The organism is Rhizorhabdus sp. P4_G5, from assembly GCF_056401065.1.
In genome coordinates this window covers 10687-33143 of sequence record NZ_JBFUKB010000013.1, presented here as the reverse complement: position 1 = coordinate 33143, position 22457 = coordinate 10687, and the positions used below count along the sequence as shown (strand labels likewise).

19 protein-coding genes are annotated in these 22457 nt (G+C 61.2%); 11 read left to right on the top strand and 8 right to left on the bottom strand.

Features of this window, described 5'->3' with window-relative positions:
- The first annotated feature begins 16 nt into the window (after window positions 1-16).
- Window positions 17-1720, top strand: a complete 1704-nt coding sequence (locus AC1DQK_RS18255; protein ID WP_477873151.1) for an FAD-binding protein — start codon at window positions 17-19, stop codon at window positions 1718-1720.
- A 316-nt stretch (window positions 1721-2036) separates the two neighbouring features.
- On the opposite strand, the gene AC1DQK_RS18250 is transcribed toward AC1DQK_RS18255, so the two are convergent.
- Together AC1DQK_RS18250 and AC1DQK_RS18245 are read right to left on the bottom strand one after the other, a co-directional pair.
- A complete protein-coding gene (locus tag AC1DQK_RS18250) occupies window positions 2037-3203 on the bottom strand; it encodes an alpha-hydroxy acid oxidase (RefSeq protein ID WP_477873149.1) in 1167 nt (388 codons plus the stop codon).
- 87 nt (window positions 3204-3290) lie between these two features.
- Window positions 3291-4229, bottom strand: coding sequence for a TauD/TfdA dioxygenase family protein (locus tag AC1DQK_RS18245; RefSeq protein WP_477873147.1), 939 nt, complete (start codon window positions 4227-4229; stop codon window positions 3291-3293).
- A gap of 388 nt (window positions 4230-4617) precedes the next feature.
- Here AC1DQK_RS18245 and AC1DQK_RS18240 point away from each other — a divergent pair, with 388 nt between their 5' ends.
- Together AC1DQK_RS18240 and AC1DQK_RS18235 are read left to right on the top strand one after the other, a co-directional pair.
- Complete coding sequence (locus tag AC1DQK_RS18240; protein ID WP_477873145.1) at window positions 4618-6186, top strand: methyl-accepting chemotaxis protein; 1569 nt, start codon at window positions 4618-4620, stop codon at window positions 6184-6186.
- Window positions 6176-6499, top strand: a complete 324-nt coding sequence (locus AC1DQK_RS18235; RefSeq protein ID WP_477873143.1) for a hypothetical protein — start codon at window positions 6176-6178, stop codon at window positions 6497-6499. The genes AC1DQK_RS18240 and AC1DQK_RS18235 overlap by 11 nt, the downstream gene beginning before the upstream one ends.
- A gap of 123 nt (window positions 6500-6622) precedes the next feature.
- Here AC1DQK_RS18235 and AC1DQK_RS18230 read toward each other — a convergent pair whose 3' ends face one another.
- The gene (locus AC1DQK_RS18230; protein WP_477873141.1) at window positions 6623-7660 is read right to left on the bottom strand and encodes a 3-ketosteroid-9-alpha-monooxygenase, oxygenase component; all 1038 of its coding nucleotides are present in this window, start codon (window positions 7658-7660) and stop codon (window positions 6623-6625) included.
- A gap of 426 nt (window positions 7661-8086) precedes the next feature.
- Between AC1DQK_RS18230 and AC1DQK_RS18225 the strand changes: the two genes are divergently transcribed.
- The 3 genes from AC1DQK_RS18225 to AC1DQK_RS18215 all read left to right on the top strand — a co-directional run bounded on the left by AC1DQK_RS18225 (window position 8087) and on the right by AC1DQK_RS18215 (window position 11897).
- Complete coding sequence (locus tag AC1DQK_RS18225) at window positions 8087-8647, top strand: nuclear transport factor 2 family protein (protein WP_477873139.1); 561 nt, start codon at window positions 8087-8089, stop codon at window positions 8645-8647.
- A 52-nt stretch (window positions 8648-8699) separates the two neighbouring features.
- On the top strand, window positions 8700-11264 hold the full coding sequence (locus AC1DQK_RS18220; protein ID WP_477873137.1) for a TonB-dependent receptor: 2565 nt from the start codon (window positions 8700-8702) through the stop codon (window positions 11262-11264).
- Between the two features lie 99 nt (window positions 11265-11363).
- A complete protein-coding gene (locus tag AC1DQK_RS18215) occupies window positions 11364-11897 on the top strand; it encodes a nuclear transport factor 2 family protein (RefSeq protein ID WP_477873135.1) in 534 nt (177 codons plus the stop codon).
- An 82-nt stretch (window positions 11898-11979) separates the two neighbouring features.
- On the opposite strand, the gene AC1DQK_RS18210 is transcribed toward AC1DQK_RS18215, so the two are convergent.
- Window positions 11980-12732: an SDR family NAD(P)-dependent oxidoreductase gene (locus AC1DQK_RS18210; protein WP_477873133.1), complete on the bottom strand. Its 753-nt coding sequence runs from the start codon at window positions 12730-12732 to the stop codon at window positions 11980-11982.
- Between the two features lie 99 nt (window positions 12733-12831).
- Window positions 12832-13605 carry an SDR family NAD(P)-dependent oxidoreductase gene (locus AC1DQK_RS18205; RefSeq protein ID WP_477873131.1) on the bottom strand — a complete coding sequence of 258 codons (774 nt, stop codon included), beginning with the start codon at window positions 13603-13605 and terminating at the stop codon, window positions 12832-12834.
- A gap of 238 nt (window positions 13606-13843) precedes the next feature.
- Here AC1DQK_RS18205 and AC1DQK_RS18200 point away from each other — a divergent pair, with 238 nt between their 5' ends.
- From AC1DQK_RS18200 to AC1DQK_RS18180, 5 genes are all read left to right on the top strand, one after another.
- Window positions 13844-13975, top strand: coding sequence for a hypothetical protein (locus AC1DQK_RS18200; RefSeq protein ID WP_477873129.1), 132 nt, complete (start codon window positions 13844-13846; stop codon window positions 13973-13975).
- A gap of 112 nt (window positions 13976-14087) precedes the next feature.
- On the top strand, window positions 14088-14906 hold the full coding sequence (locus tag AC1DQK_RS18195) for an enoyl-CoA hydratase/isomerase family protein (RefSeq protein WP_477873127.1): 819 nt from the start codon (window positions 14088-14090) through the stop codon (window positions 14904-14906).
- A 144-nt stretch (window positions 14907-15050) separates the two neighbouring features.
- Window positions 15051-16250 carry a cytochrome P450 gene (locus AC1DQK_RS18190; RefSeq protein ID WP_477873125.1) on the top strand — a complete coding sequence of 400 codons (1200 nt, stop codon included), beginning with the start codon at window positions 15051-15053 and terminating at the stop codon, window positions 16248-16250.
- A 24-nt stretch (window positions 16251-16274) separates the two neighbouring features.
- The gene (locus AC1DQK_RS18185) at window positions 16275-17297 is read left to right on the top strand and encodes an NAD(P)H-dependent flavin oxidoreductase (RefSeq protein WP_477873123.1); all 1023 of its coding nucleotides are present in this window, start codon (window positions 16275-16277) and stop codon (window positions 17295-17297) included.
- An 11-nt stretch (window positions 17298-17308) separates the two neighbouring features.
- Entirely contained in the window at window positions 17309-18079 is a 771-nt protein-coding gene (locus AC1DQK_RS18180; protein WP_477873121.1) for an SDR family NAD(P)-dependent oxidoreductase, read from the top strand.
- 46 nt (window positions 18080-18125) lie between these two features.
- Here the strand turns inward: AC1DQK_RS18180 and AC1DQK_RS18175 are convergent, their stop codons facing one another.
- From AC1DQK_RS18175 to AC1DQK_RS18165, 3 genes are read right to left on the bottom strand one after another with little or no spacing between them, the layout of a single operon-like run.
- The gene (locus AC1DQK_RS18175; RefSeq protein ID WP_477873119.1) at window positions 18126-18935 is read right to left on the bottom strand and encodes an enoyl-CoA hydratase/isomerase family protein; all 810 of its coding nucleotides are present in this window, start codon (window positions 18933-18935) and stop codon (window positions 18126-18128) included.
- A 25-nt stretch (window positions 18936-18960) separates the two neighbouring features.
- Entirely contained in the window at window positions 18961-20709 is a 1749-nt protein-coding gene (locus AC1DQK_RS18170; protein ID WP_477873117.1) for an FAD-binding protein, read from the bottom strand.
- The gene (locus tag AC1DQK_RS18165; RefSeq protein WP_477873115.1) at window positions 20706-22178 is read right to left on the bottom strand and encodes an amidohydrolase family protein; all 1473 of its coding nucleotides are present in this window, start codon (window positions 22176-22178) and stop codon (window positions 20706-20708) included. The genes AC1DQK_RS18170 and AC1DQK_RS18165 overlap by 4 nt, the downstream gene beginning before the upstream one ends.
- Window positions 22179-22457 lie beyond the last annotated feature (279 nt).

Genomic DNA, 22457 nt, shown 5'->3' with positions numbered 1-22457 from the left:
CGGGAAGGAGTGGAGTTTGCCTGATAATAGACCGGATTGGCAGCGATGGTCCGATGCAGTCGAGCCGCCGCTGATCATCGACGATCCTGAAGACCACGCATGGGATGACAGCGCCGACTTGGTTGTGGTGGGGCTGGGTGGCGCCGGCATCGCCGCTGCGCTCGATGGTCTGGAACAGGGGATCGAGGTCATCGGCGTCGATCGCTACGCGGCGGGCGGCTCCACGGCTGCAAATGGCGGCATCTATTACGCGGGCGGAGGCACCTCGATCCAGCATGAGGCTGGCGAGACGGACTCGGTCGACGACATGTTCGACTATCTCAGGCTGGAGGTCGACGGCGTGGTGTCGGACGAGACCCTGAGACGCTTTTGCGAGGACAGCGCACCGACGTTTGAATGGCTTGTCGGTCATGGAGCACGGTTCAACAGCAAGGTCTGGAAGGAGAAATGCTCCTATCCACCGCTCGAATATTTCCTCTATCACCCCGACAGCTCGCTGGCAGCGCCATATGCGCGCAGAGCCAAGCCCGCTGCGCGGGGGCACCGCGCCTTCGTGACCAACGGCAAGAAGGCCTGGGGGCTGGGCTTCGGCATTTATCGGCCCCTGCTCGACGCGGCGCTGCGGCTGGGCCTCAATTATTACCGCTATGGCGAGGCGCGCCAGATCGTCATGGATCGCAACGGCCGCGTCGTCGGCGTGAAAGTGATGCATTTCCCAGACGCCAGCGAGGCGGCGGGACGCTTCGCGCGCTATTTCGGGGCCGCGGCGAAATGGATCGCGGCCTTGCCGTCCAGTTTTCCGATGGCCGGCGCTGCGTATGCCGTCGGCCGCTGGTATCTGAAACGGGCCCATGCGCTGGAGGCAAGATATCGCCGGCCGCGCTTCCTTCGGGCACGTCGGGGGGTTTTATTGTCAGCGGGTGGTTTTTGCATGAATCAGCCGATGGTCGATCACTATGCGCCCCGGTTTTCGGCGGGCTTGCCGATGGGCACGCTCGGCGACAACGGCAGCGGTATCATGCTGGGCGCATCGGTCCAGGGGGCCTTGCAGCTGATGGAGCATTGCAGCGCCTGGCGTTTCATCAATCCGCCAGAGGCCTGGGCAAGGGGCGCGATGGTCAATGCCCGTGGCGAGCGGTTCGTCAATGAAACGCTGTACGGGGCATCGCTTGGCGATGCCATCGTCAAGCAGGCCGATGGCAAGGCCTGGGTCATCCTTGACGCGCGGTTGCGCAATCTCGCCGCCGAGCAGGCTGGCGATCCCCGGATCGTGCCTTTCCAACGTGGCATTGCGCGGCTCAACCACATGTTCAACTGCGTCAAGGCCGCGAATGTCGAAGCATTGGCGGCCAAAATCGGTTGTGATCCAGTCGTGCTGCGCCAGACTCTCGAAATCTACAATATCGCGGCGCGGGGACAGCGTCCTGATCCATTCGAAAAGCGAGTCGGCGAGATGGCGGAAATCGACGCGGCGCCATTCTACGCACTCGATGCGTCGGTCGACAGCCGGTTCCTGCCGATGTCGGTGATGTCGGTCGGGGGTCTCAAGGTTGACGAAGCAAACGGCCAAGTCCTGTCCGTCGCAGGCGAACCCATAGCCGGCCTCTATGCGGCCGGGCGCAATGCCGTTGGGGTCTGTTCGAACATCTATGTCAGCGGCCTGTCTTTCGCCGACTGCATGTTCTCCGGGCGGCGCGTCGCCAAGCATCTCGCGGGGTGATGCTGGAGCAGAATGACGGGTAAAGATGCGGTCTGACGAATCCGGACAGCGCGTCAAGCTTACTGCGTCATAAATGGAGCGAATCCAGAGTTTGTTCTGGTGCAGCATGGATATCGCCGAAGGCTGCAACTGAGCGCACGGTTACCGTGTGAAACTTTCAGCTTTTGCGAAGGTGTCGGCCGCACTGATAAATATGGCCAACTTCGCAATATGGTTCCGATGGTCAATACCAAGTGGCGGTGATCATGAGTCCCCCCTTCCCTGAAGGCGAGGGGCTTGATAGGTTCCCCTCAGCGCAGGGCGATATAAATCGTCATCAGTATGTACGCTCGCCGGCAAAAGCGAGCATATCGCGATTTACCTGTGACAGCGACGTGCAAGCGAGCATAGCGAGAGCACGGCTCGTTTCTTGCTGCAGCAATTCGAGGGCGCGCGCAACGCCCGCTTGCCCCCCCGCGGCAAGGCCAAAAACCGTCGCACGACCTACCATCACGCTGGATGCGCCAACGGCGATCGCCTTTAAGATATCTGAGCCACGCTTGAATCCGCCGTCAACCATTACGGTCATCTTCGGCGCTACCGCATCAACGATTGATGGCAGCGCGCCGAAGGAAGGAACGCAGCCGTCGAGGCTACGTCCGCCATGATTGGATACAATGATGCCATCGGCGCCAAGGTTCATCGCGATTCGCGCATCTTCCGCCGTTGACAGACCCTTTAGAACCAGGACGTCCTGCCACTTCCGGCGCAAATTGCGAACGTCATCCCAAGTGAAATCGTCGGCCGGAAAAGCCGCGCCGGTATTGCGTCTGCCGAAAAATACTCGATGCCCTGCCGGCAAATCGGCGATCTGCGGCAAGCCACCTTTCATCATATAGCGGAGTACTGTCCCGAACAGCCAATGGGGTGCCATCAGCATATCGCGATAGGTGCGCGCATTGGTCATCCCGGGCTGAAAGCCGTTGCGATACATATATTCACGATTGCCGGCGATCGGCGAGTCCATCGTCAGCACCAGCACGCGGACACCGGCATCGCGAGTAGTCTGCAGCACATGGTCCATCGCTGCTCGGCTTTTCAGCGGATAGGTTTGCCGCCAGAGCAAATCGCCGCAAATTTTTCTGATCTCACTGATCGGAGCGAAATTTGTGTTACCTAGAGTATATGGCACGCCTGCCGCCGCCGCGGCGCGAGCGAGCTTGTATTCGCCCTCATAAGCCAACATGCCCGAGAGGCCGGTTACGCCGATACCGAGCGGCATAGACTGTCTTACCCCGAAAACGGTTGCGGAGATGTCCCGAACGGAGACATCGGCGCCGACCCGCTGCCGAAAAAAGACGCGCTTGATGCTTTCGACGTTGGCACGCATCGTAACCTCATCTTCCGCGCCGCGGTCGATGAACTCGTAAAGACCACGGGGCAGGCGCCGCTTGGCTAACCGTGCGAGGTCGTCGATGTTATAGGCATTATCTATCGCGGCCATTGGTCGCCCGACATGTTGAGGAAGCCGTGCATGCCGTATCGACTTGCAAAATGAAGCCGCGAATGAGTCGCTTTTTCCGCGTAACTTTCATGCGGGAGGACGCCCGCGGTGGTCATGACCATTCCCCCGAATGAAATCGGGGACTCCCTTGAGGCTGATGCGGTAATTGAGCCGGCGTTCACCCGGGGCGTCGCTATAGGCGATCGGAGTGGCGCGGTGCATTGTGCTGAAATTATCCCAGATAAGGATGTCGCCGGGCATGAGCTTGCAGGCGGACCTGAACCTATCCTGCGTCGCGTACTGGCGCAGCTCCATTACGAGCCGGTTCCCCTCCTCGTCGGGCCATCCTTCGATGCCATATGCGGAGCCACCGAGACCATATAGAGCCTTGCGGCCATTGATCGGGTGCGTGCGTACCAATGGATGAGTCACAGGATCCGGAAAGTTGACCGCCTTTCTGAAGTCATCCGGCAGAGTAGATGAGTCAGAGATAAACTCATCAGGCAGAGGTGTTGCCGCGCTTGTCGCATGCTTGACTAACAAGGTGTCATAAAACGCCTGCTTATCGGCGGGGAGTTCCTCATAAGCAGCGACAAGGTCCGCAAAAAGGGTTTCGCCGCCTTCCTCAGGGGCCTCTACCCCATAAAGCATGGTGAACGTCGCAGTTTCCGCTTCATAAGAGCTGTCGCAATGCCAGTGGTTTGCGACATTGCGTATGAACTCGGGAGTCGCCTCCCTGTTACTCTGCATGATCATTTCGGGATGGCTGTCCAAGGTGTTCTTACGAGCGATCAGCATTACCGGTCGCCCCCAACGCTTCCCAAACCTTACATAGTCGTCATTCGACAAATCCTGACCGGGGAGAAGGATGAAGCGATGCTCCATCAGCTGTTCCAAGAGGATGTTGAGCCCATGATCGTCGATGGTTCGGACATCCATTTTCCGGATCACTTCTCCACGCCGTGGAGTCTGTATTTCGGCTCTAGCCATCGTATCCGTCCTGCCGTGCCACGTGCTTTCGACCATGAAGGTAATCCAGCCTAGAGCGCCGACACCGGCTACACACACGTCTGGTCGGACTATTTTCGACGTCACGGTTTTCCGAGCGAACAAGCCCGCGATGCCTTTTTCGAAACGATTGGAACGGAAATGCGTGCGCGCTCTATGCCGGGACGAATATCCCGGCGTTGTCCGCGCCCGTTGCCCAATGTTTTCTCTTTGGGCGTCGATGCCACCAGGATGGACAGCGTGCGCCAAGCTGCACGGTATGAGGCGCCGAAGCGGTGGCTGGCGGAGTGCCCGGTTCTGTTCTGAGGCGGGCCAGTAGGAAAAATTTAAGCATATTCTTCTAATGTGTGTGACGCGAGAGACGATGCTTGTAGGCGAGATATAGCGTATGCGTGCTGCTTGCGGAATGGACGAGGACACTCCTCCGAGTGTCCTGCGTATCAGAATGCTTACCAGCCGGGGCCTCGTGGCGTTCCTGGCGTTGATCAACGCCGTTTCCATCATCCTGGCCTATTTTTCCGGCAAGGGCTTCCTGGTGTGCGTGGTGACCGGGTGCGGACTCCTTCTTGCCGTGGCGCAAGCTGCTTGGCGTAATCCGACGGCTGCCGCAACGCGGACACTTGTTGCCTGTTGCCTTGCCGTTGCGCTGATGCTGCTGATCTTTTCCGCAAGCCCGTTTAGTGACGGCGCTACACAGATGGCGCATATGATGTATTTCGTCACGAATACATTTTTGCTGGCCTACATGTGTTGGAGGAGTCTATTAATTTACAATGTTATTGTAGTTATACATCATGTGACATTGGCAGTATTTGCCCCGCAATTTGTTTGGTATTATTCAAACCCGGAAACATCTTATATAAATCTTGCGATACATGCCAGCATTGCCATTACCCAGGTTATTCCCCTGATGTTCATTAGTCGATATCTACTGGCCGGTGAGCTTGCGACGGTCACTTCTCTCGATGCGGCGCATTCGGCTGTTGCCCGGGCGGACGCTTCATTGCTGGAGGCGAATGCCGCCAAGGCGCGTGCAGACAGTTCATTGCAGGAAGCCCGCGCGGCCGTTGGTCGGGCGGATGCCGCGCTCGCCGAGAAAACCCGCCTGGAGACCGAATCCCGCGGCATTCGCGAACAAGTTCTGGCAAGTGTGCGCGGCCGTCTGACCCAGGCTTTCGCCGAGATTTGGGAATCGGTCCGTTCGGCCACGCTGACCGTCGAGGACGGGACAGAGGCGCTGTTCGTGAGCAGCCAGGACGTCAATCATTCCACCACGGAAATGCTGGATGGCGCCAAGGAGATATCGGCAACCCTGACGACGGTTGCGAATGCGGCGCATGAACTCGCGATTTCGGTGTCGGAAATCAGCCAGCGGGCTGCAGATGCCGCAAGGCATTCTTCCGAAGCGGCCGATATGGTGGATGACGCCAGCGCCACTATCACGACCCTCAGCAAGACCAGCAACGAGATTCAGGGGGCCACAAAGCTGATTAATGACATCGCGGCACGGACACGTCTTCTGTCCCTGAATGCAACAATCGAAGCGGCGCGCTCAGGCGAGCTGGGCAAAGGGTTTGCTGTCGTTGCGTATGAGGTGAAAGAACTCGCAGCTCAGACTTCGGAAACAACCAAGGTAATCTCTGCCCTGATCGAATCCATGACGTCGGAAACGTCGCGCACCGTCGAGGCAATGGCAACCATTCGTCAATCCATTACCGCATCGGACGTTCTGGTTTCGGCGATCGCGGTAGCGACGTCCCAGCAGCGTTCCTCGACCAATGAAATAGCAAATAACGTCCTCATGGCGGCATCCGTATCCGAGGCGGCGATGGAAAAGCTGAAGAACGTCCAGTCAGCCATTTCAGCGGTCACCGACAAGCGGGAAATGCTTACGGAAGCTGCGGCACGGCTGACCAGCAATGTCGACAAGGTCAGCCTTGAGGTAACGCAACTTGCCGATACCCTTGCTGCATGATGCATCCTGGCGGCAGATCTGGTTGCGCCCAATCGGCATCGGCCTTTTGGGATCGCTTTTGTTCGGCTTCATGAACCTGCTGCAGCCCCGGAGCGGTCAGATTGTAGGGGCGGTCATCATGCCCGGTCGTCACGACGCGGCGCTAGTGGCTATGTTGCGGAGCGATCCTGATCTGAGGCTTGTCGAGGATCGTCGGAACAGCCGGGTTATATTTGTCGTTTATCGCCGTCCCGATTTCCCCGATGTCGTTCGAAATAGTGGCGTGCTTTTCATGTTCGAGGCGAACGCGGCGGGCTGTCACTTCGCACGGTGAATAGGCGGCGGTGTATCAGCAGACGCAGCACCGGCTGGCGGCGCGGTGTCCTCCATCAGCGCCGATGGCACAGATTTGAGGTTGTGATAACCGCGAGGTCGCCGCCTAACATCAATCGTCCGATCAAATCCCGGCGGAGATGATTTCTGCGCGGGCATTGCCGTGGGCGGCATCGGGCATCCCGGGAATGACATAGCGGCCCTCGCAGCGTTCGAGGATGTCGGCAATATCGGCCCTGCTATTATAGAATTGCCTGTACCAGGTCCGGACCTTGAGGAAGTTTCCATCTCGCGGCATCTGCATGGGGCGCAGGCAACTTTCTTTGTTCGCCCAGATCTCAAAATCCTGCGCCAGGCCATCCCGGCTCAGTTTCTGGTACGCCCTAGCTGCCGCTACATCCTCGTCGGTCGGCACGCGCTTCGCGATCCTAGTCAGGGTCGCGTGCCAGGCATGGATCGAGCCATCGTCGATCGGCGTGTGGCAGATGAACATCATCGACGGCATGTCGCCGAAGAATTTGGAGATCAGGATGCCCGGTCCGGTGTAGAAGGTGTTGAACTCTGTGATGTCGGCATCGACGCCTAGCATTTCGTGTTTTCCGCCCATCAGTTGCCAGATTCGATGGCCGCTTATGATGTTCTCGAAATAGCTCTGGTGGGATGCGTGAACTGGGTACAGATGCTGGATGTCGCAGATATTGTCGATCACTTCCAGTTGATGGATACCGATTGGCCCCAGATCATCGAAATGCCAGCGGACATACTGGGGATCATCCCATTCGGGGATGTCGGGCAGTGGATAATCGGGCTCCTGACCCTCGGGGTCATGCCAGTGGAAAATAGCGTTGTAGCGCTCGACGACAGGAAAAGCTTCCAACTTTGCGCCCGCGGGAATGCTGTCGGAATAGGGAATGTGATTGCATTTCCCGTCCGGGCCGAAACGCCAGGCATGATAAGGACAGCGGATCGACTCGCCCTGCACTTGGTCGCCGCGTTGCGCCATGAACGATGTCGTGCTCTTGCCGATGTGTGTTCTCATGTGTGGGCAATATGCGGAAACCATATACGGTTTCCCGCTTTCGCCTCGGTAGAGCACCATATCCTGACCGAAAAATCGCACGCTAAGCGGTCGATCGGCAAGCTGTTCGGCATCGGCCACCATGAACCATCCGCGCGGGAAGGTGAAACTGCCCAGGCCATAGTCTTTTGCGGTCGCCATATCTGAATCCGTCCTATCCATTCCGCAAGCGCGATTGCGGCCGACCCCATCCGAGCCCCGTTGCTCGTCCGTAAGTCGCAAGGCCATCCTGCGCAAAACGAACCGATTGTGGCGATCCGTTCCTCGACCGGCATCATCTCACCGTAGCGGCGATAGGCTAATATCCCCTGACTGTCGCGAAAAGGACATTTTTTCGACCATCGCCAGATTGCCAATTGCTGCTTGATATGTGTTGCCGATCGGAGCGTTTGTCTGCGCTAAAATCGGGTGACGATGGCGGGAACACACATTGAGACTTTCCGAACTAAGCAAGGGAGGGGATGACCTGTTCTTGCCAAATGTGATAAAATAACGGGAAAAATCTTAGGAATGGAAGTGATTACTATGAAAAATAAAGAGGATAAGCTTCAGCAGCTTATCGATCATTTCGACATTCGCGAGGTGATCGAAGCCTATGTTCATGCCTGCGACCGGGCAGATGCGGCGGCCCTGGCCGAGGTGTACTTCGATGACAGCTGGGATGACCATGGTCCATTCAAATGTAACGGCAAGCAGTTCGCGGTCGATTGCACGAATAGCCTGATCGAAAATTGGAGCATGTGTGGCCATCTTCTTGGCCAGTCGAGAATCAAGGTGACCGGCGATTCCGCAGGCGCCGAAACCTATCTCTACTCGACACTGACCCGCGAGGATGGCGACCGGACGATGCTCGACACCTTCGTCGGCCGCTATATCGACCAATTCGAGCGCGTCGACAGCCAATGGCGCATCAGGAATCGGCGCTGCATCTGCGACTGGTCGGGAAGTTCTCCCCTCACGGAAGATTTCACCAAGGGAAGGTCGCTGTTTATCCAGGGGGCTCGATCGCAGGATGACTTATCTTATGAAGTATTGGGATTGAAAAGAGGAAGTTCATTCATAGTGCGATAATAATTATATATTCAACGATAATATTAAACGATAACATTCTAGGAGGGCAGGGATGAAATTTCGTAGCACTGCGAGCGGCGTCGCCTTCGCAACGTTGCTCTGGATGTCGCCGGGGCAATCGATCGCACAGCCCGTTTCGTCGAGCCTGGCCGATACGACCCAGGCCCCGGACTCGCTGGGGGACATAGTCGTCACCGCTCGACGGGTGGAAGAGAACCAGCAGACCGTGCCAATCTCGGTGACCACCGTGTCCGGCGACATGCTCACCGAAAAGAATGTGAGCGCGGTTCGCGACCTCCAGTTCAGCGTCCCCAACCTCCAGATCAAGCAGGGCAACCTCTCCCCGGAAAATATCGAGTTCATCATTCGCGGCCAGCGGCAGCAGCTGTTCACCGATGAGAATGTGATCGTCTACTTCGATGGCGTGCCCCATCGACCGCGCGGCATCACATTGTACGATCTCCACGACGTCCAGGCCCTGCGGGGCCCGCAGGGAACGCTGTTCGGCAAGAACTCGCTGGGCGGCGCCATGGTGTTCACCACCAACAAGCCCACCTTCGACACGGAAGGATCGATGACGCTCGAATATGGCAATTACAATCTCATCCACGGCACGGCGGTGCTCAACCTCTCGGTGATCGACGACAAGTTGGCGGTGCGCGTGGCCGGCAACATCGAACGGCGCGACGGCGTGTTCAAGAACGTCAACCCGCGCGGGGACGACCTGGGCGATCGCCGCAACGAGAGTTTCCGTGTCAGCGTGCTCGCGCGGCCTATCGAGCGGCTCGAGAATGTCGCGGTGTTCGACTATTATCATGCCAACCAGCTGCCTTCGCCGGCGATCATCGACTCCGCTCCGTTAAACGCCACCGGTTTCGGTGCTCTCGTTTCGCTGCTCACGCAGCAGTTCGTCCAGAGGCAGAGCCAGATCGGCGGAGGAACCGCGTTGGTGAACGGCAATCTACTGCAGCGGAGCGGTAGCCCGTTCCGCGTCGACCTCTATACTGGGCGCACCACCTTCGCGACGCCGGTCAGCACGCCGCTTGGGCCCCTCAACCCGGCCCTGCCCCTGTCCAGCACGACCAAGGCATATGGCGTCAGCGACACCACCACGCTCGAACTGAACGACACGCTCAGCCTGCGCAACATCTTCGGCTATCGGTACGAGCGCGCGGACGAGACGCAGGATCCAGGGGGCGGCGCCGGCATGACGGTCAACCTGACGCCATTCCTGTCCGGCCTCGGCGTACCCGGCCTGCCGGCTAGCTATCCGGGTGACTTCATCAATCTGGTCTCACGCAATTACGGACTGAACAAGGATGTGGGCGACGAGCTGCAGCTTATCGTAAAGTCGCAGAACCTGTCGGGCATCATCGGTCTGTTCTACAGCCACAATGACTATAACTTCCGGAACACGTCGCTGTTCATTGCGGGGCCGGTGTCGCTCTATCCGGCTGCCGTCCGATACTACAACACCAATGTGGATTCGGATTCCTACGCCATATTCGCCCAGGGGACCTATGATTTCTCTGCCATGGGGGCGGACGGACTGCGCCTGACGCTGGGCGCTCGGCATACGTGGGACAAGCGGAACTTCACGAACGAGCTGTTCTATTCCAACAGCCTCGCCCTGGTTCAGCAATGGCCGGCGCCAGGCGGCGTCTGCGCCACGGTGGCCGGCACCGGCGCCGCGGCGGTGGGCTTCAATTCGGCAAGCCAATGCTATCTCGGGGGCGCCAAGAGCTTCAAGGCGCTGACCTGGTCGGCGTCGCTCGAATATCAGCTGGCGCAGCAGACCCTGGTCTATCTGGCCAATCGTCGAGGATATAAGGCCGGCGGTGTCAATCCCGTCACCGCCAATCTTGATTTCGCCTTCTTCGGTCCCGAGCGTCTGACCGACGTCGAACTGGGCATCAAGCATCAGGGTCGGATCGGCGGGCGGCCCTATCGGGTGAACGTCGCGGGATTCTACGGCAAATATAAGAAGATACAGACGCAGGCGATCATTCCCTTCTGCGTCACCGATGCGTGTACCGCGTCCTATACCGACCTTATCCTGTTCAATGTGGGCCAGGCGACGATCAAGGGCGTCGAAGTTGAGGCGTCGTTCAAGCCGACACCCGAACTGATCCTGGACTTTGGCTATTCGTATCAGGTTGGGCGCTATGGTAGCGGCACCGTAATTCCGCAGCCGCGCGACATCACCACGCCGGTAAGCAGCACCAATCCGATCGACTATACAAGTGGGCTCGATCTGGACGGCCAGGAGTTCGTCGGCATTCCACGCCACACGATGAATGTGTCCGTGACATATGAGCCCAGGTTCGTGGCCGAAAGCTTCGCCAAGCCGTCACTGAACGTCAACTATGCCTATCGGAACAAGACCGTCGGCAATTCCAATCTGGGCGTGGCAACGACGCCGGGATTTGGCGTGCTGAACGCCCGCCTGACCTTGCGGGACGTTGGGGAAACCCAGTTCGCCCTGGCATTCTGGGCCCAGAACCTCACCGACAAGTCCTACAAGCTCAGTTGCTCGGACAATACGAGCATCGGCTACACCGCCTGCCGCTGGGGCGATCCCCGGACATATGGCGTCACGGGATCGATCAAGTTCTGATCGGACCAAGGGTTGACCAGATGGCGATGTCGACGGCCCGTTCCGGACGGCCGGCGTCGCCATCATACGATCGGAAGATCATCCGCCTGGAGGGTCGTCATGAACGACAAGATGCAGCTTCTTCTGGACCATTTCGAAATCCGGGAGCTTCTGGAGGCCTATGTGCACGCTCAGGATCGCGCCGACGCGCAGGCAACGATCGACGTGTACCATCCGGACAGTTGGGATGACCACGGCCCGATCAAGGACACCGGATGGAATTTCGCCGACAGCGCGACCCGCGAGCTACTGACCCGCTGGGAGGGATGCCTGCACCTGCTCGGCCAGTCGCGGATCAGGGTGGACGGCGACCAGGGCGGCTCGGAAACCTATTTCTACTGTACGATGACCCGCCAGCATGACGGGCAGGACATGCTGGACCATATGATGGGCCGCTATCTGGACAAGGTCGAACGCCGCGAGGGCGAATGGAAGATCAAGGAGCGTACCTGCATCGTCGATTGGTCGGCGAGCACGCCTCTGATCGAAGACTTCGTCGGCGCCGCCGCCTTCGCCAAGGGAAAGCGATCGGCCGAGGATCTGTCCTACAGATTGCTCGGCCTCTCGCGCGGGCATTCACGGATAACCCGCTGAAAGGTGATCGGACAAGCGTCCCGCCTCCCTCTGCCACCCCCTGGCAGGAGAGCAGGCGTCTTTTGTCGATCGGCCGAGAACGTCAGATCGTCCGGCCGCCATCCGCCACGATCAGCGCCCCGGTGACGTAGCTGGCGACGTCCGACGCCAGGAACAGGATGACGTTGGCGATCTCCTCCGCTTCGCCGAGCCGACCGAGCGGGATGCCGTCGATGAAGCTCGCGTCGAGCGGCGCGCCAGCGATCAGCGGCGTGTTGATCACACCCGGGCAGACCGCGTTGCATCGGATTCCACTGCTCGCATATTCGACCGCGATCGCGCGCGTCAGCTGGGAGATTCCGGCCTTTGCCACCGCATATGGCCCGACATGGCGTTCGGCATGATAGGCCGCCGTAGACGATGTGTTGACGATCGATCCGCCGCCTTGCGAGGCCATGACAGGAAGGACGCTGCGCGACACGCGGAAGGCCGAGGTGAGACCCACGTTCATGACATGGTCCCACTGCTCGTCGCCGACGCCGCCGAGCAGGGCGGCGCTATCGTTGCCGCGCCAGATCGCGTAGCCGTTATTGTGCAGGAAATCGATGCGTCGATGGCGCGAGACCACCGTCTCGACCATGGCGTCGATCTGGGACCGTTCGCGTAGGTCGCAGGCGACGAAATCGGCCTTTCCGCCGCCGCCCCTGATATCCTCCATCAGGTCCATGCCGCGCTTCTGGTCGAAATCGACGATCACCGCGGTGCCGCCGTGCTTCGAGAAGCCGCGTGTGACGGCAGCGCCGATGCCCGAGGCGCCGCCGGTCACGACCCCGATCTTGCCTTCAAATCCGATCATGCTCCGGTATCCTGCTATTGGATGACAGCCCACGTCCTCTTGGCCAATTTCCATGGAAATTGCCAGCCGGCCCCTGCGCGCCCATGGCCGCCACGCGCGCTATTCGGGATCGATCCAGGTAGAGTTGATCGCCCGCGGGCTGAGATATTTGGTGTTGGTCCAGCCGCCGTCGACGACGATCGACTGGCCGTTGATCATCTCGGAACCGGGCGAGCAGAGAAAGGCGATCATCGCCGCCATATCTTCTGGTTCGGCGAGCCGGGGATATGGCGTCGTCTCGATATTGTTGCGTCGAAACGCTTCGTCTGCGAACCGGTGGCGAACCATGTCGGTCATCGTCACCCCGGGCGCCACGCAGTTGCTGCGGATTCCTCGCGGCCCATATTCGCAGGCCATATGCTCGGTCAGCGCCTTCAGGCCGCCCTTGGCCGCCGAATAGGCGCCGCCCCGCCGCCCGCCGATATGCGCGAAGGTGGAAGTGATGTTGACGATGCTGGCGCCCGCCTTCATGTGGCCGATCGCCTCGCGGCACAGCCGGAACGGCGCGCGCAGCATCAGGTCCAGGAAAGCGTCCAGCGACGCGTCGTCGGTTTCATGGAGCGGTTTCGGGCTGCCGACCCCGGCATTGTTGACCAAGACATCGATGGAGCCGAAGCTGTCGAGCGCACAGCGGATGATGTTCGCTGGCGCTTCGTCCATCGTGACATCCGCCGGGCATGCGACAATGCGTTCTCCGTTCAGCGCATCCGCCAGCCGCGAAAGTTTGTCCGGGGTGCGGCCCACGGCGACGATCGCGAACCCCGCGCCATGAAGCACTTTTGCCGTGGCCAGGCCGATCCCGCTTCCAGCGCCGGTGATGATCGCGGTTTTCATCTTGTGTCACTCCCCTGTCTCTATCGCGCCGGTCGGCAGATTGGCGACTGAGCGCCATCGTGCCCTTATCGAACGCTACGCTGGACCGGCCCGCTGTGCCAATGGTCACGGGCAGGTCGAAGGAGCTTTTCCCTTTGGCGACAGCTTTGATGCTTGAGATGGGCGAATGGTCTCCATAACCTTGACAAATATCGCCGGATGAACCTGCCCGGGCATCACCGTTCGTCCGATCCGGACCATGGCCGGACCGACCAGGTTCTGCGAAATATTCTACGACCGCGTCCGCCTGCCGCTGGCCGACGCAGTGGTGGGCGGGATCAACATTGGCTGGAAGACCGCCATGGCCACAGCGCGATACGGCGCAGGCTGATCGACTGAGGTCGAAGAAGATCGTCACGACGGCTTGTACTTTGACTGCCAGGCGCGCAACGATCGGCATCGGCGCGCGCCACCCCGGTTTCCATTCCAGTAGAGAGCATTAGATGACGGACAATAGCGAGTTGGAATTGAGTTTCGTTGTCGACGACCAGACCGCGATCATTACCCTCAATCGCCCCCATGAGGGCAATGCGCTCACCTCCACGATGATCACGGCGCTTAACGAGGCCTGGACCCGGGTCATCCGCGATGACGGCATCCGGGTCGCAATCATTACTGGCGCCGGGGAACGACATTTCTGCACCGGCGCGTCGGTGTCCGGACTGCGCAAGGAAGGCGAAGGTGGCATCCTGGTCGGACAGGAGGCGGTGCCCCACAAGGAGGCCAATCGCTTCACCCCGCGTCAATGCGACGTGTGGAAGCCAGTGATCTGTGCGGTCAATGGGCTGGTCAATGGCGGGGGGCTCCATTTCGTGGTGGATTCCGACATCGTCGTCGCGCCGAAGAGTGCACAATTCATGGATACCCATGTCTCGGTCGGCGCGGTGGGCGCCATCGAGAATATCGGCCTCGCAAGGCGGGCGACGCTCGGCAGCGCGCTGCTGCTGACCCTCGTCGGTCGCGATTATCGCATGTCGGCTGAGCGCGCCTACCAGCTAGGCCTGGTGGATATATTGGAAGAAGACGCTGCGGCGGTGATGACCACTGCGCTGTCTCTGGCCCGATCGATATGCCGCAACTCGCCCCAGGCTACCGCCCTGTCGAAACGGGCGATCTGGAAATCAGAGGATGTCGGTTATCATGAGGCGCTCGATCATGGGTGGGAACTGCTGAAATCGCATTGGAGCCATCCCGATTTCGAGGAAGGACCGAAGGCGTTCCTGGAGAAGCGGCCGGCCCGGTGGACAACGCGTCGTTCCTGATGTCGGGCGGGCGACCGGTGGGTGCCGCCAATCACGATAACATGTCCCGTTCGCGCAACACTCGACGATTGATCGGTGGCCGGGATGTGCCCTTAAACAGTGGGGTGCACCGGCAGACCGCCGATTTCCGAGGCGATATAATCGATGACCACATCGCAAAAATTATCGGACGAGAAGATTGCCGCGCTGGCTGCGCGATTCGACCATCACGGCCCCGAATATCGCGAGCATTCCGCCGAAATCCTCGAGCATATGCAGCGGCATTGCCCCTTCGTGCATAGCGAGGCCTGGGGTGGCTTCTGGGTAGCGACGACCGGCGAGCATGTGTTGGAAATCGCAAAGAACGCCGAGGTCTTCTCGAGCGCGCAGGGCGAGACCATTCCGGATGGCACCGATACGCGGATGATCCCGCTGCATTCGGACCCACCCGAGCTCTACGATTATCGCGCCATCCTCAACCCGCTGTTCGCCCCGAAAAAGATGGCGCAATTAGCGCAGGCCGTGCGCGACGAGGCGAACGCGCTGATGGACAAGCTGGTAGCGCGGGGCGGCGGTGATCTTGTCATGGATGTCGGCCAGCCGCTCACCGCCATCACGACGCTGAAGATGGCCGGATTCAATCCCGCTGACTGGTACAAATATGCCCATCCCCTGCACGAACTGGTCTACAGCGCCGCGCCGCGCGAGGAAAAGCTCGCGATGATGTCCGAGATGGAACGCGAGATGAATGCCGAGATCGCGCGCCTGCGGCCCGATCCGCCGCCCGGCAGCATCCTGGAATATCTGTTTGATGTCGACATGGCGGGCCGGAAGCTCCGCATGGACGAGATCCAGAGCATGGTGCTCATCATCTTCGGCGGTGGCTTCGACACCGCGCAGGCGCTGATGGGGCGCATCAGCGTGTTCCTGGGCCACAACCCCGAGTATCTGCACGACCTGAACGAGAACCGACACCTGATCGATAATGCGATTGAGGAGTTCCTGCGGGTCTTCCCGCCGACCCAGGGTAATTCACGGTGCGCGGTAAAGCCCGTAACGATCGCCGGACAGCATATCGAGGCCGGCGAACATGTCTTCATGTCATGGGCGGCGGCGAACCGCGACCCTGCCGAATACGACGATCCACACAAGATCGATTTTCGCCGCGAGTTAATCCGCCACTATTCCTTCGGGATGGGGCCACATCGCTGCCTCGGCTCACACTTGGCCCGGCTTGAGGTCAAGGCGTTCCTCGAAGCTCTTCTGGATAAGGCGCCCGACTTCCGCCTGGAGGAAAGCGAGATCGAGCTCGCCGACGATATCGGTACCGTCGCGGGTTACAACAAGGTTGGGATCATCCTGTGATCCCTCGCATCGGGGGAATATGGAATGGCCAGGAAGGATAACGCGTTGCGGAATGATGGCGCGAAATCGGCGGCGGGCCTGGCGCTGCCCCTGATTTGCGCACCGATGTTCTTCATCAGCGGCGTCGATCTCATGATCGCCTGCCGGACCGCAGGCATCGTTGGTGGCCTGCCGCGGCATAATTTCCGTGATTTCCAAAGCTTCAAGGCGGCGATCCGGGAGATCAATGACGCGACCGAGCGGTTCCGCGATGCCCATCCTGGCCGCCCGATCGGGCCGCTCGCGATCAACATCTCGACGGCACTCGACGAAGTGGAGATGCGCGAGAACCTGGCCTTCTGTCATGAACAGGGCGTCAGTATCTTTATCAGCGCCACCGGCAATCCCACCGAGTTGATCCAGCGTGTCCATGATCAGGGGGGCAAGATATTGTGCGACGCGACCGCGATCCGTTTTGCCGAAAAGGCGATTGAGGCCGGGGCCGACGGGATCAACGCAATCGGCGCGGGCGGCGGCGGCCATTCGGGCACGCTGTCCCATCTCGCGCTGGTATCGCGGATCCGCGCCATGTTCGATGGCATCGTCACGATGGCCGGGGGCCTGACCGACGGCGCATCGATCCGCGCCGCGCTGGCTCTGGGCGCCGACATGGCTTATATGGGCACGCGCTTCATCGCTACCCGCGAGGCCGCGGCGGATGACGCCTATAAGCAGATGATCGTCGACGGCGGTTCGAAAGATCTGATTTTCACCAACGGCCTCGGCGGCGCGCCCGCCAACTGGCTTCGTGCATCGCTTGCGCAGCACGGGCTCGATCCCGACAACCTGCCCCCGCCGCCGGACGGCAAGTTCAACCACAAGTCGGACTATTCGCATCTGCCCGAAGGCGCCCGGCCATGGGCGACGATCTGGAGCGCCGGACAGGGCATCGACTTGATCCACGACATCCCGTCGGTACACGATCTCGTCGCGCGGCTGACCCGCGAATATTTCGACATTGCGCCCGAGGCGTCGGACGCCAGGGTCGAAAGCCTGTTGCATGGCTGAGAGCGCATGACATGACGAAGGACGTGGCGATCGTCACCGGGGGCGGCAGCGGCATCGGCGCTGCCGTGGTCCGGCGCCTGACGTCGGACGGCTGGCAGGTCGCGGCCGTGGGCAGGCGCACGGACCGGCTGGAAGAGATTGCGCGTGAAACGGGTTGTCTTGCCATCGCCGGCGACGTCGCCACGCCGGGCGTCGGCGCCACTATCGTCGCCCGCACGTTGGAGCACTTCGGGCGGATTGGTGGGCTGGTCTGCAACGCCGGCATATTCGAATATGCTGCGGTGGAAGCACTGGACGCCAATACATGGCGCAGGACCCTCGACGTCAATTTGGAAGCTGTCCTCTGGCTCGTTCAGGCGGCCCTGCCCGCGCTGCGCGAGGCTCGGGGAGGCGTCGTGGCAATATCGTCGCTTGGCGCTCAGCGCGCCACGGCGGGCTATGCGGCCTATGTCAGCTCCAAGGCCGCGCTGACCGCCCTCGTCCGGACGATAGCGGTCGAGGAGGCGTCCAGCGGAATTCGCGCTAATGTCGTTCTGCCCGGCTGGACGAGGACCGAAATGGCGGATGCCGGGATGCGCCAGCTTGCCGATCGCTTCGGCGGCATCGAGGGTGCCTACGATCATGCGACTCGCCTTGTTCCCCTGAAACGGCCTGGGCGACCCGAGGAACTTGCGGCCGTTGTCGCCTTTCTGCTGTCTCGCGAATCCTCCTACATTACCGCCACGTCCATCCCCGTGGACGGCGGGCTGCACGCGATCGACGCATCGCAGGATTTCGGCTGAAGCTCGCTGGGTCCGGCGCGCCGGAAAGGGACGGCGGCCTGGACCGTCACGCCCCCTTGAAGCTTGCGGGGCGCTTTTCGACGAACGCCGCCAGGGCCTCTTTATAATCCGACGTCATTGATGCCAGGATCTGGGTCGCGTTCTCGGCGTTGAGCGCGGTCTGCCGGCTGGCATCGAGATTGTCCCACATCAGCCGCTTCGTATAGGCGACGCCGAACGGACTGTTCGCGACGATCTGGCTCGCGATCTCCAGTGCTCTCGCCTCGCATTGGTCGTCGTCGACGATGTCGGCCGCGAGCCCGATCAGATCGGCTTCCTGTGCGCGGATCGTACGCCCCGTGAGCATGATCTCGAACGCGCGCGACGCGCCGATCAGTTGCGGCAGCAGATAGCTGATCCCGCTTTCGCCGCCGAGCAGTCCCAGGCGGATCGAGCCGATCACAAATTTCGCGGATCGGGACACGATGCGGATGTCGGCCCCCAGCGCCAATGCCATGCCGACGCCCGCGGCGGGGCCGTTCACAGCCGCGATCACGGCTTGCGGCAATCCGATCAGTCGCTGCACCATGCCCGAATAGCGTTCCTGCCAGAGCATTCGCTCGACGACCCCGTTGCCGGAACCGTCGCCGCGCGTCTTCGCTACGCCGACATCCTGGCCCGCGCAGAAACCGCGTCCCACTCCGGTCAGTACCACGGCCCGCACCGACGTGGTCTGGGCGATCGCATCGAGCCGCTCGTTCAGAAGCGCGACGCTTTCGCGTGTCAGGGCATTAAGGGTAGCGGGGCTGTTCAGCCGCAGGATGGCGATCCCATCATCGCGATCTTCGAACAGGATGGCGTCGGGGGTAGTGTTCATGGCATCGTCATCCATATCCCGCTGTTCAGTCCTGGCGCGCGGCCGCCGCGATAGCCGCAGCGGCGCGGCGTCCCGACCAGACGCAATCGGCGAGCGACAGTCCGCTCACATAATTGTTGACCGGCAGCCCGACCGCACTTCGTCCCGCCGCGAACAGCCCTGCGACCTTTCCGCCCGCCGCGTCCAGCACATTGCCGCTGGATTCCTCGACGCGCAGGCCTCCCGTGCTGATCGCGGACAACGGGCTGACCGGCATTTCATGGGCGAGGCTGACGGCATAATAAGGGCCGGCTGCGAAGGCCTGACGGCAGTCGTCGCTTTTCCCAAGGGAATCGACCGCGCCGGTCGCCGCATCGTCGCTGTACGACCGGATCGCCTCCCGCATGGGTGCGCAAGGCACTCCCATCGCCGCCGCCAACGCCTCGATGCTGTCTGCCGACAGCGCCCTGCTTTTCGCCAGGTTGACCGGGAATTTTTGAAAGTCGAACAGTCTGCCCGCATCGACTTCGGCAAAGGCCGACGCCCAGATCGCCGCGTCGCAGACCAGCCACGCCCGTCCGCCCGAAGCCTCGCACATCGCGCGGGCGATATGGGCGCCATAAAGTTCCTCATTCACCAGCCGGGTTCCCGCCGCGCCGATGATCACGCCCTTCGTCCAGTCAAACGGTGGATTGATGAATCGCCACGCTGATACACGGTCGAGATGGTCGGCCGCGCCCCCGGCCGACACGCCCAGGCGGATACCCGCGCCGTCGTCGCCGAAGCTGCCGATCGGCATCGTCCGTGCATAGTCCGGCGCGAAGCGGTCGATCATCGCGCGGTTCCGTATATAGCCGCCCGCTGCGATCACGACGCCTGATCGGCCCCGGAAACGACGCCGCCTGCCGAATACCTCCAGGGTGCGGAACAGCGCGGCGAACGGCCGGTGGCCGCCAACGACCTGCAAGGTCAGCTTGTTGGCCATGCGCTCCGCCCAGCGATGCAGGGCAGCGGCTGGCCCGCGCAACGACGACATCTCCACGCCAATGACGCGCTCTTGCTCGGTCACCAGCCGCACGGCCCTGGCCTGGCGCAGGACGGTGATGCGGGGACAATCCCGAACCGCCTCCTTCATCGCCGCCATCAGATACCAGCCGCAATCTCCACCCTCGGAGAATCCACCGTGCGGCTTGACGCCTTCTAGCTGGCGCGCGCCGGGGACCAGCTCTGGATTCTTGACCCGATGCCCCCGCTCGGCGGGCGGATGCGCTCCGCGATAAGCGGGCGCCTCACCGTTGTCGGAAAAATAGAGATAGAATTCATCGGTCGGATAGGATGTTTTCTTCGGCGCGCGCGGCCCGCTGAAATGCACGTTATGGCGTTCGAGAAACGCCAGCGAATCGCAGCTGTCCTCGGCAAAACGCCGCACCGTTTCGTCGGAAACGAAGCCCCCGACTTCTCGCCGCAGATAATCGGCCATCGCGGCGGGCGAGTCCTCGACGCCAAAGGCTTTCTGGACGTGCGTGCCGCCCCCGGCATAGACGATACCGCCGCTCATCTGGCTGGAGCCGCCGCCGTCGAACCGATCAACCAGCAGGACATCCTGTCCCTGGTCCGCGGCTTCCAGGGCCGCACTGGCGCCGGCAAGGCCAAAACCGATTACGATCACGTCATGATCGCCATGCCAGCGCGTAACTCGATCGGTGGCGAGACTCGGCCGAATTTCCGACGACGCGCCGTCGCGCAAGGAGATGAAGGCCGCCTGGTCGGGCATCGGTTCCGGCCGATCGGTCATCGGCGCGCGCTCCTGTCCACGCCGGTCGCGACGGTGCGATCCGCCGGACCCAGGAAACGGCCGTGCAGGCCGCTGAGGTAGCGGCCGTCCCGCTGGACGATCTTGCCGCCGATCAGCGTGTAGCGGATGCCGCCCGGCGGACGGCGGAAGCGCGCATGACCGTTAGGGAGGTCGGTTACCTTGATCTCCGGAGCCCAATGCAGCGCATCGAGATCGAACACGAACAGATCGGCGATCTTACCTGTCCGGATGATACCGCGATCGGCGAGCCCGATGAGCTGGGCGAGGTCACCGGTCATCCGCGCGATCGCTTCCTCGATCGTCATCGCCTTGCGATCGCGCACATATTCGGCAAGCACGCAGGTGCTGTCCCCGGCGCCGTCGAACATGCCGACATGTGCTCCCGCATCGCTGGCCCCGATCACATTCTCGGGCGCTGCGAGAAGTTCGGCCACTGCTTCCGGATCGGTGTTGGTGTAGCGGTGGACGAATTCCGCCTCGAGATCATTCTCGATCACCCAGTCGGCGATTATGTCGGCCGGATGGCCCTGCCGGGCGTCGAGGATGATGTCGAAGGTTTTGCCGAGGTAAGGTTCGTTGGCGGGTGTCCCCACCTTGATGATGCGCAGCGACCTCTCGGCGCCGTTGCTCGGGAAACCACCCTTCATATTATCCCAGTCGAAGCGCGCACGCACGCGCCATTCGGGATCAGCGAGCATCGACAGCTTTTCTTCGCGCGACAGCGATGGCTGAACCATCTCGTTGAAAGCCGGCACATAGATGAACAACATGCTCTGCTTGAAGCTGACCAACAGCTCGATCGAGCGCGGAGAGACCATGTGGTAGAACGGGATTCCAGCGTGCTGCATGTCGCGGCCGGCTTCCAGCAGCGCCGCCGCTTGGGCGGGATCGTCGGCGCGCTGATAAATGCCGTTCGACACCACCGGCACGTTGTCCCGGCCCGCATGCTCTCCGAAGCGGCGGAGGTCGCGGATCCAGGTCTCGGTGTCGCTCAGATCGGCAATGACCTGCACCAGCCCGCCGTGCGAGGCGACGGCCTCGAACAGGCCGCCCAGCTCCGCATCGTCGGCATGGAAGCTCGGCACCGGATCGCCTGCGGGTGACCGATCGAACCGCGAGGTCGAGATGCCGAAAGCCCCCGAAGCCATCGCGGCCTCGGCGGTCGTGGCGATGGCGCGGGCCTGATCGGGCGAGGCCGGGTCGCTCCAGGCCTTGCCGCCCATTTCATATTGGCGCAGCAGCGAATGGCTCACCAGGGCCGCGATGTTCACGCCCCATCGGCGATCGCGCATCGTCGCGGCATATTGCGGAAAGCTTACCCAGTTCCAGGGAATTTCCGAAGCGAAGAGGTCTCGGGGCAGATCCTCGATATAACTGAACAGCGCACCGAGCATGTCTACGTCGGCCGCGCGTACCGGGGCGAGGCCCAGGCTGCAATTGCCGATCAATATCGTCGTGACGCCGTGCAGGGAGATGGGATCGGCTCGGGGATCCCGGCCCCGCCCGCGACGATCCTGTCGCCCTGAATCCTGATATCCGCCTTGAAGGGGGGCTTGCCCGTCCCATCGACGATGGTCCCGCCGCGCACGACCAGAGCGACATCCGACAACATCCTTTTCAATCTCCAGTTCAGACGGCGTCCGCGCGGATGATTCTCTCACGCCGTCCTGCTGGGCCGCGCGACGGGGCCTTGCATTCGCTCGCCATCGATACAGCTATTGGCTGGT

Bases quoted from the DNA above. Each gene is read 5' to 3' on its own strand.
- AC1DQK_RS18250 (WP_477873149.1), bottom strand. From the start codon at position 3,203: ATGGCCGCGATAGATAATGCCTATAACATCGACGACCTCGCACGGTTA.
- AC1DQK_RS18245 (WP_477873147.1), bottom strand. From the start codon at position 4,229: ATGGTCGAAAGCACGTGGCACGGCAGGACGGATACGATGGCTAGAGCC.
- AC1DQK_RS18240 (WP_477873145.1), top strand. From the start codon at position 4,618: ATGGACGAGGACACTCCTCCGAGTGTCCTGCGTATCAGAATGCTTACC.
- AC1DQK_RS18230 (WP_477873141.1), bottom strand. From the start codon at position 7,660: ATGGTGGCCGATGCCGAACAGCTTGCCGATCGACCGCTTAGCGTGCGA.
- AC1DQK_RS18225 (WP_477873139.1), top strand. From the start codon at position 8,087: ATGGAAGTGATTACTATGAAAAATAAAGAGGATAAGCTTCAGCAGCTT.
- AC1DQK_RS18220 (WP_477873137.1), top strand. From the start codon at position 8,700: ATGAAATTTCGTAGCACTGCGAGCGGCGTCGCCTTCGCAACGTTGCTC.
- AC1DQK_RS18215 (WP_477873135.1), top strand. From the start codon at position 11,364: ATGAACGACAAGATGCAGCTTCTTCTGGACCATTTCGAAATCCGGGAG.
- AC1DQK_RS18210 (WP_477873133.1), bottom strand. From the start codon at position 12,732: ATGATCGGATTTGAAGGCAAGATCGGGGTCGTGACCGGCGGCGCCTCG.
- AC1DQK_RS18205 (WP_477873131.1), bottom strand. From the start codon at position 13,605: ATGAAAACCGCGATCATCACCGGCGCTGGAAGCGGGATCGGCCTGGCC.
- AC1DQK_RS18200 (WP_477873129.1), top strand. From the start codon at position 13,844: ATGGCCGGACCGACCAGGTTCTGCGAAATATTCTACGACCGCGTCCGC.
- AC1DQK_RS18195 (WP_477873127.1), top strand. From the start codon at position 14,088: ATGACGGACAATAGCGAGTTGGAATTGAGTTTCGTTGTCGACGACCAG.
- AC1DQK_RS18190 (WP_477873125.1), top strand. From the start codon at position 15,051: ATGACCACATCGCAAAAATTATCGGACGAGAAGATTGCCGCGCTGGCT.
- AC1DQK_RS18185 (WP_477873123.1), top strand. From the start codon at position 16,275: ATGGCCAGGAAGGATAACGCGTTGCGGAATGATGGCGCGAAATCGGCG.
- AC1DQK_RS18180 (WP_477873121.1), top strand. From the start codon at position 17,309: ATGACGAAGGACGTGGCGATCGTCACCGGGGGCGGCAGCGGCATCGGC.
- AC1DQK_RS18175 (WP_477873119.1), bottom strand. From the start codon at position 18,935: ATGAACACTACCCCCGACGCCATCCTGTTCGAAGATCGCGATGATGGG.
- AC1DQK_RS18170 (WP_477873117.1), bottom strand. From the start codon at position 20,709: ATGACCGATCGGCCGGAACCGATGCCCGACCAGGCGGCCTTCATCTCC.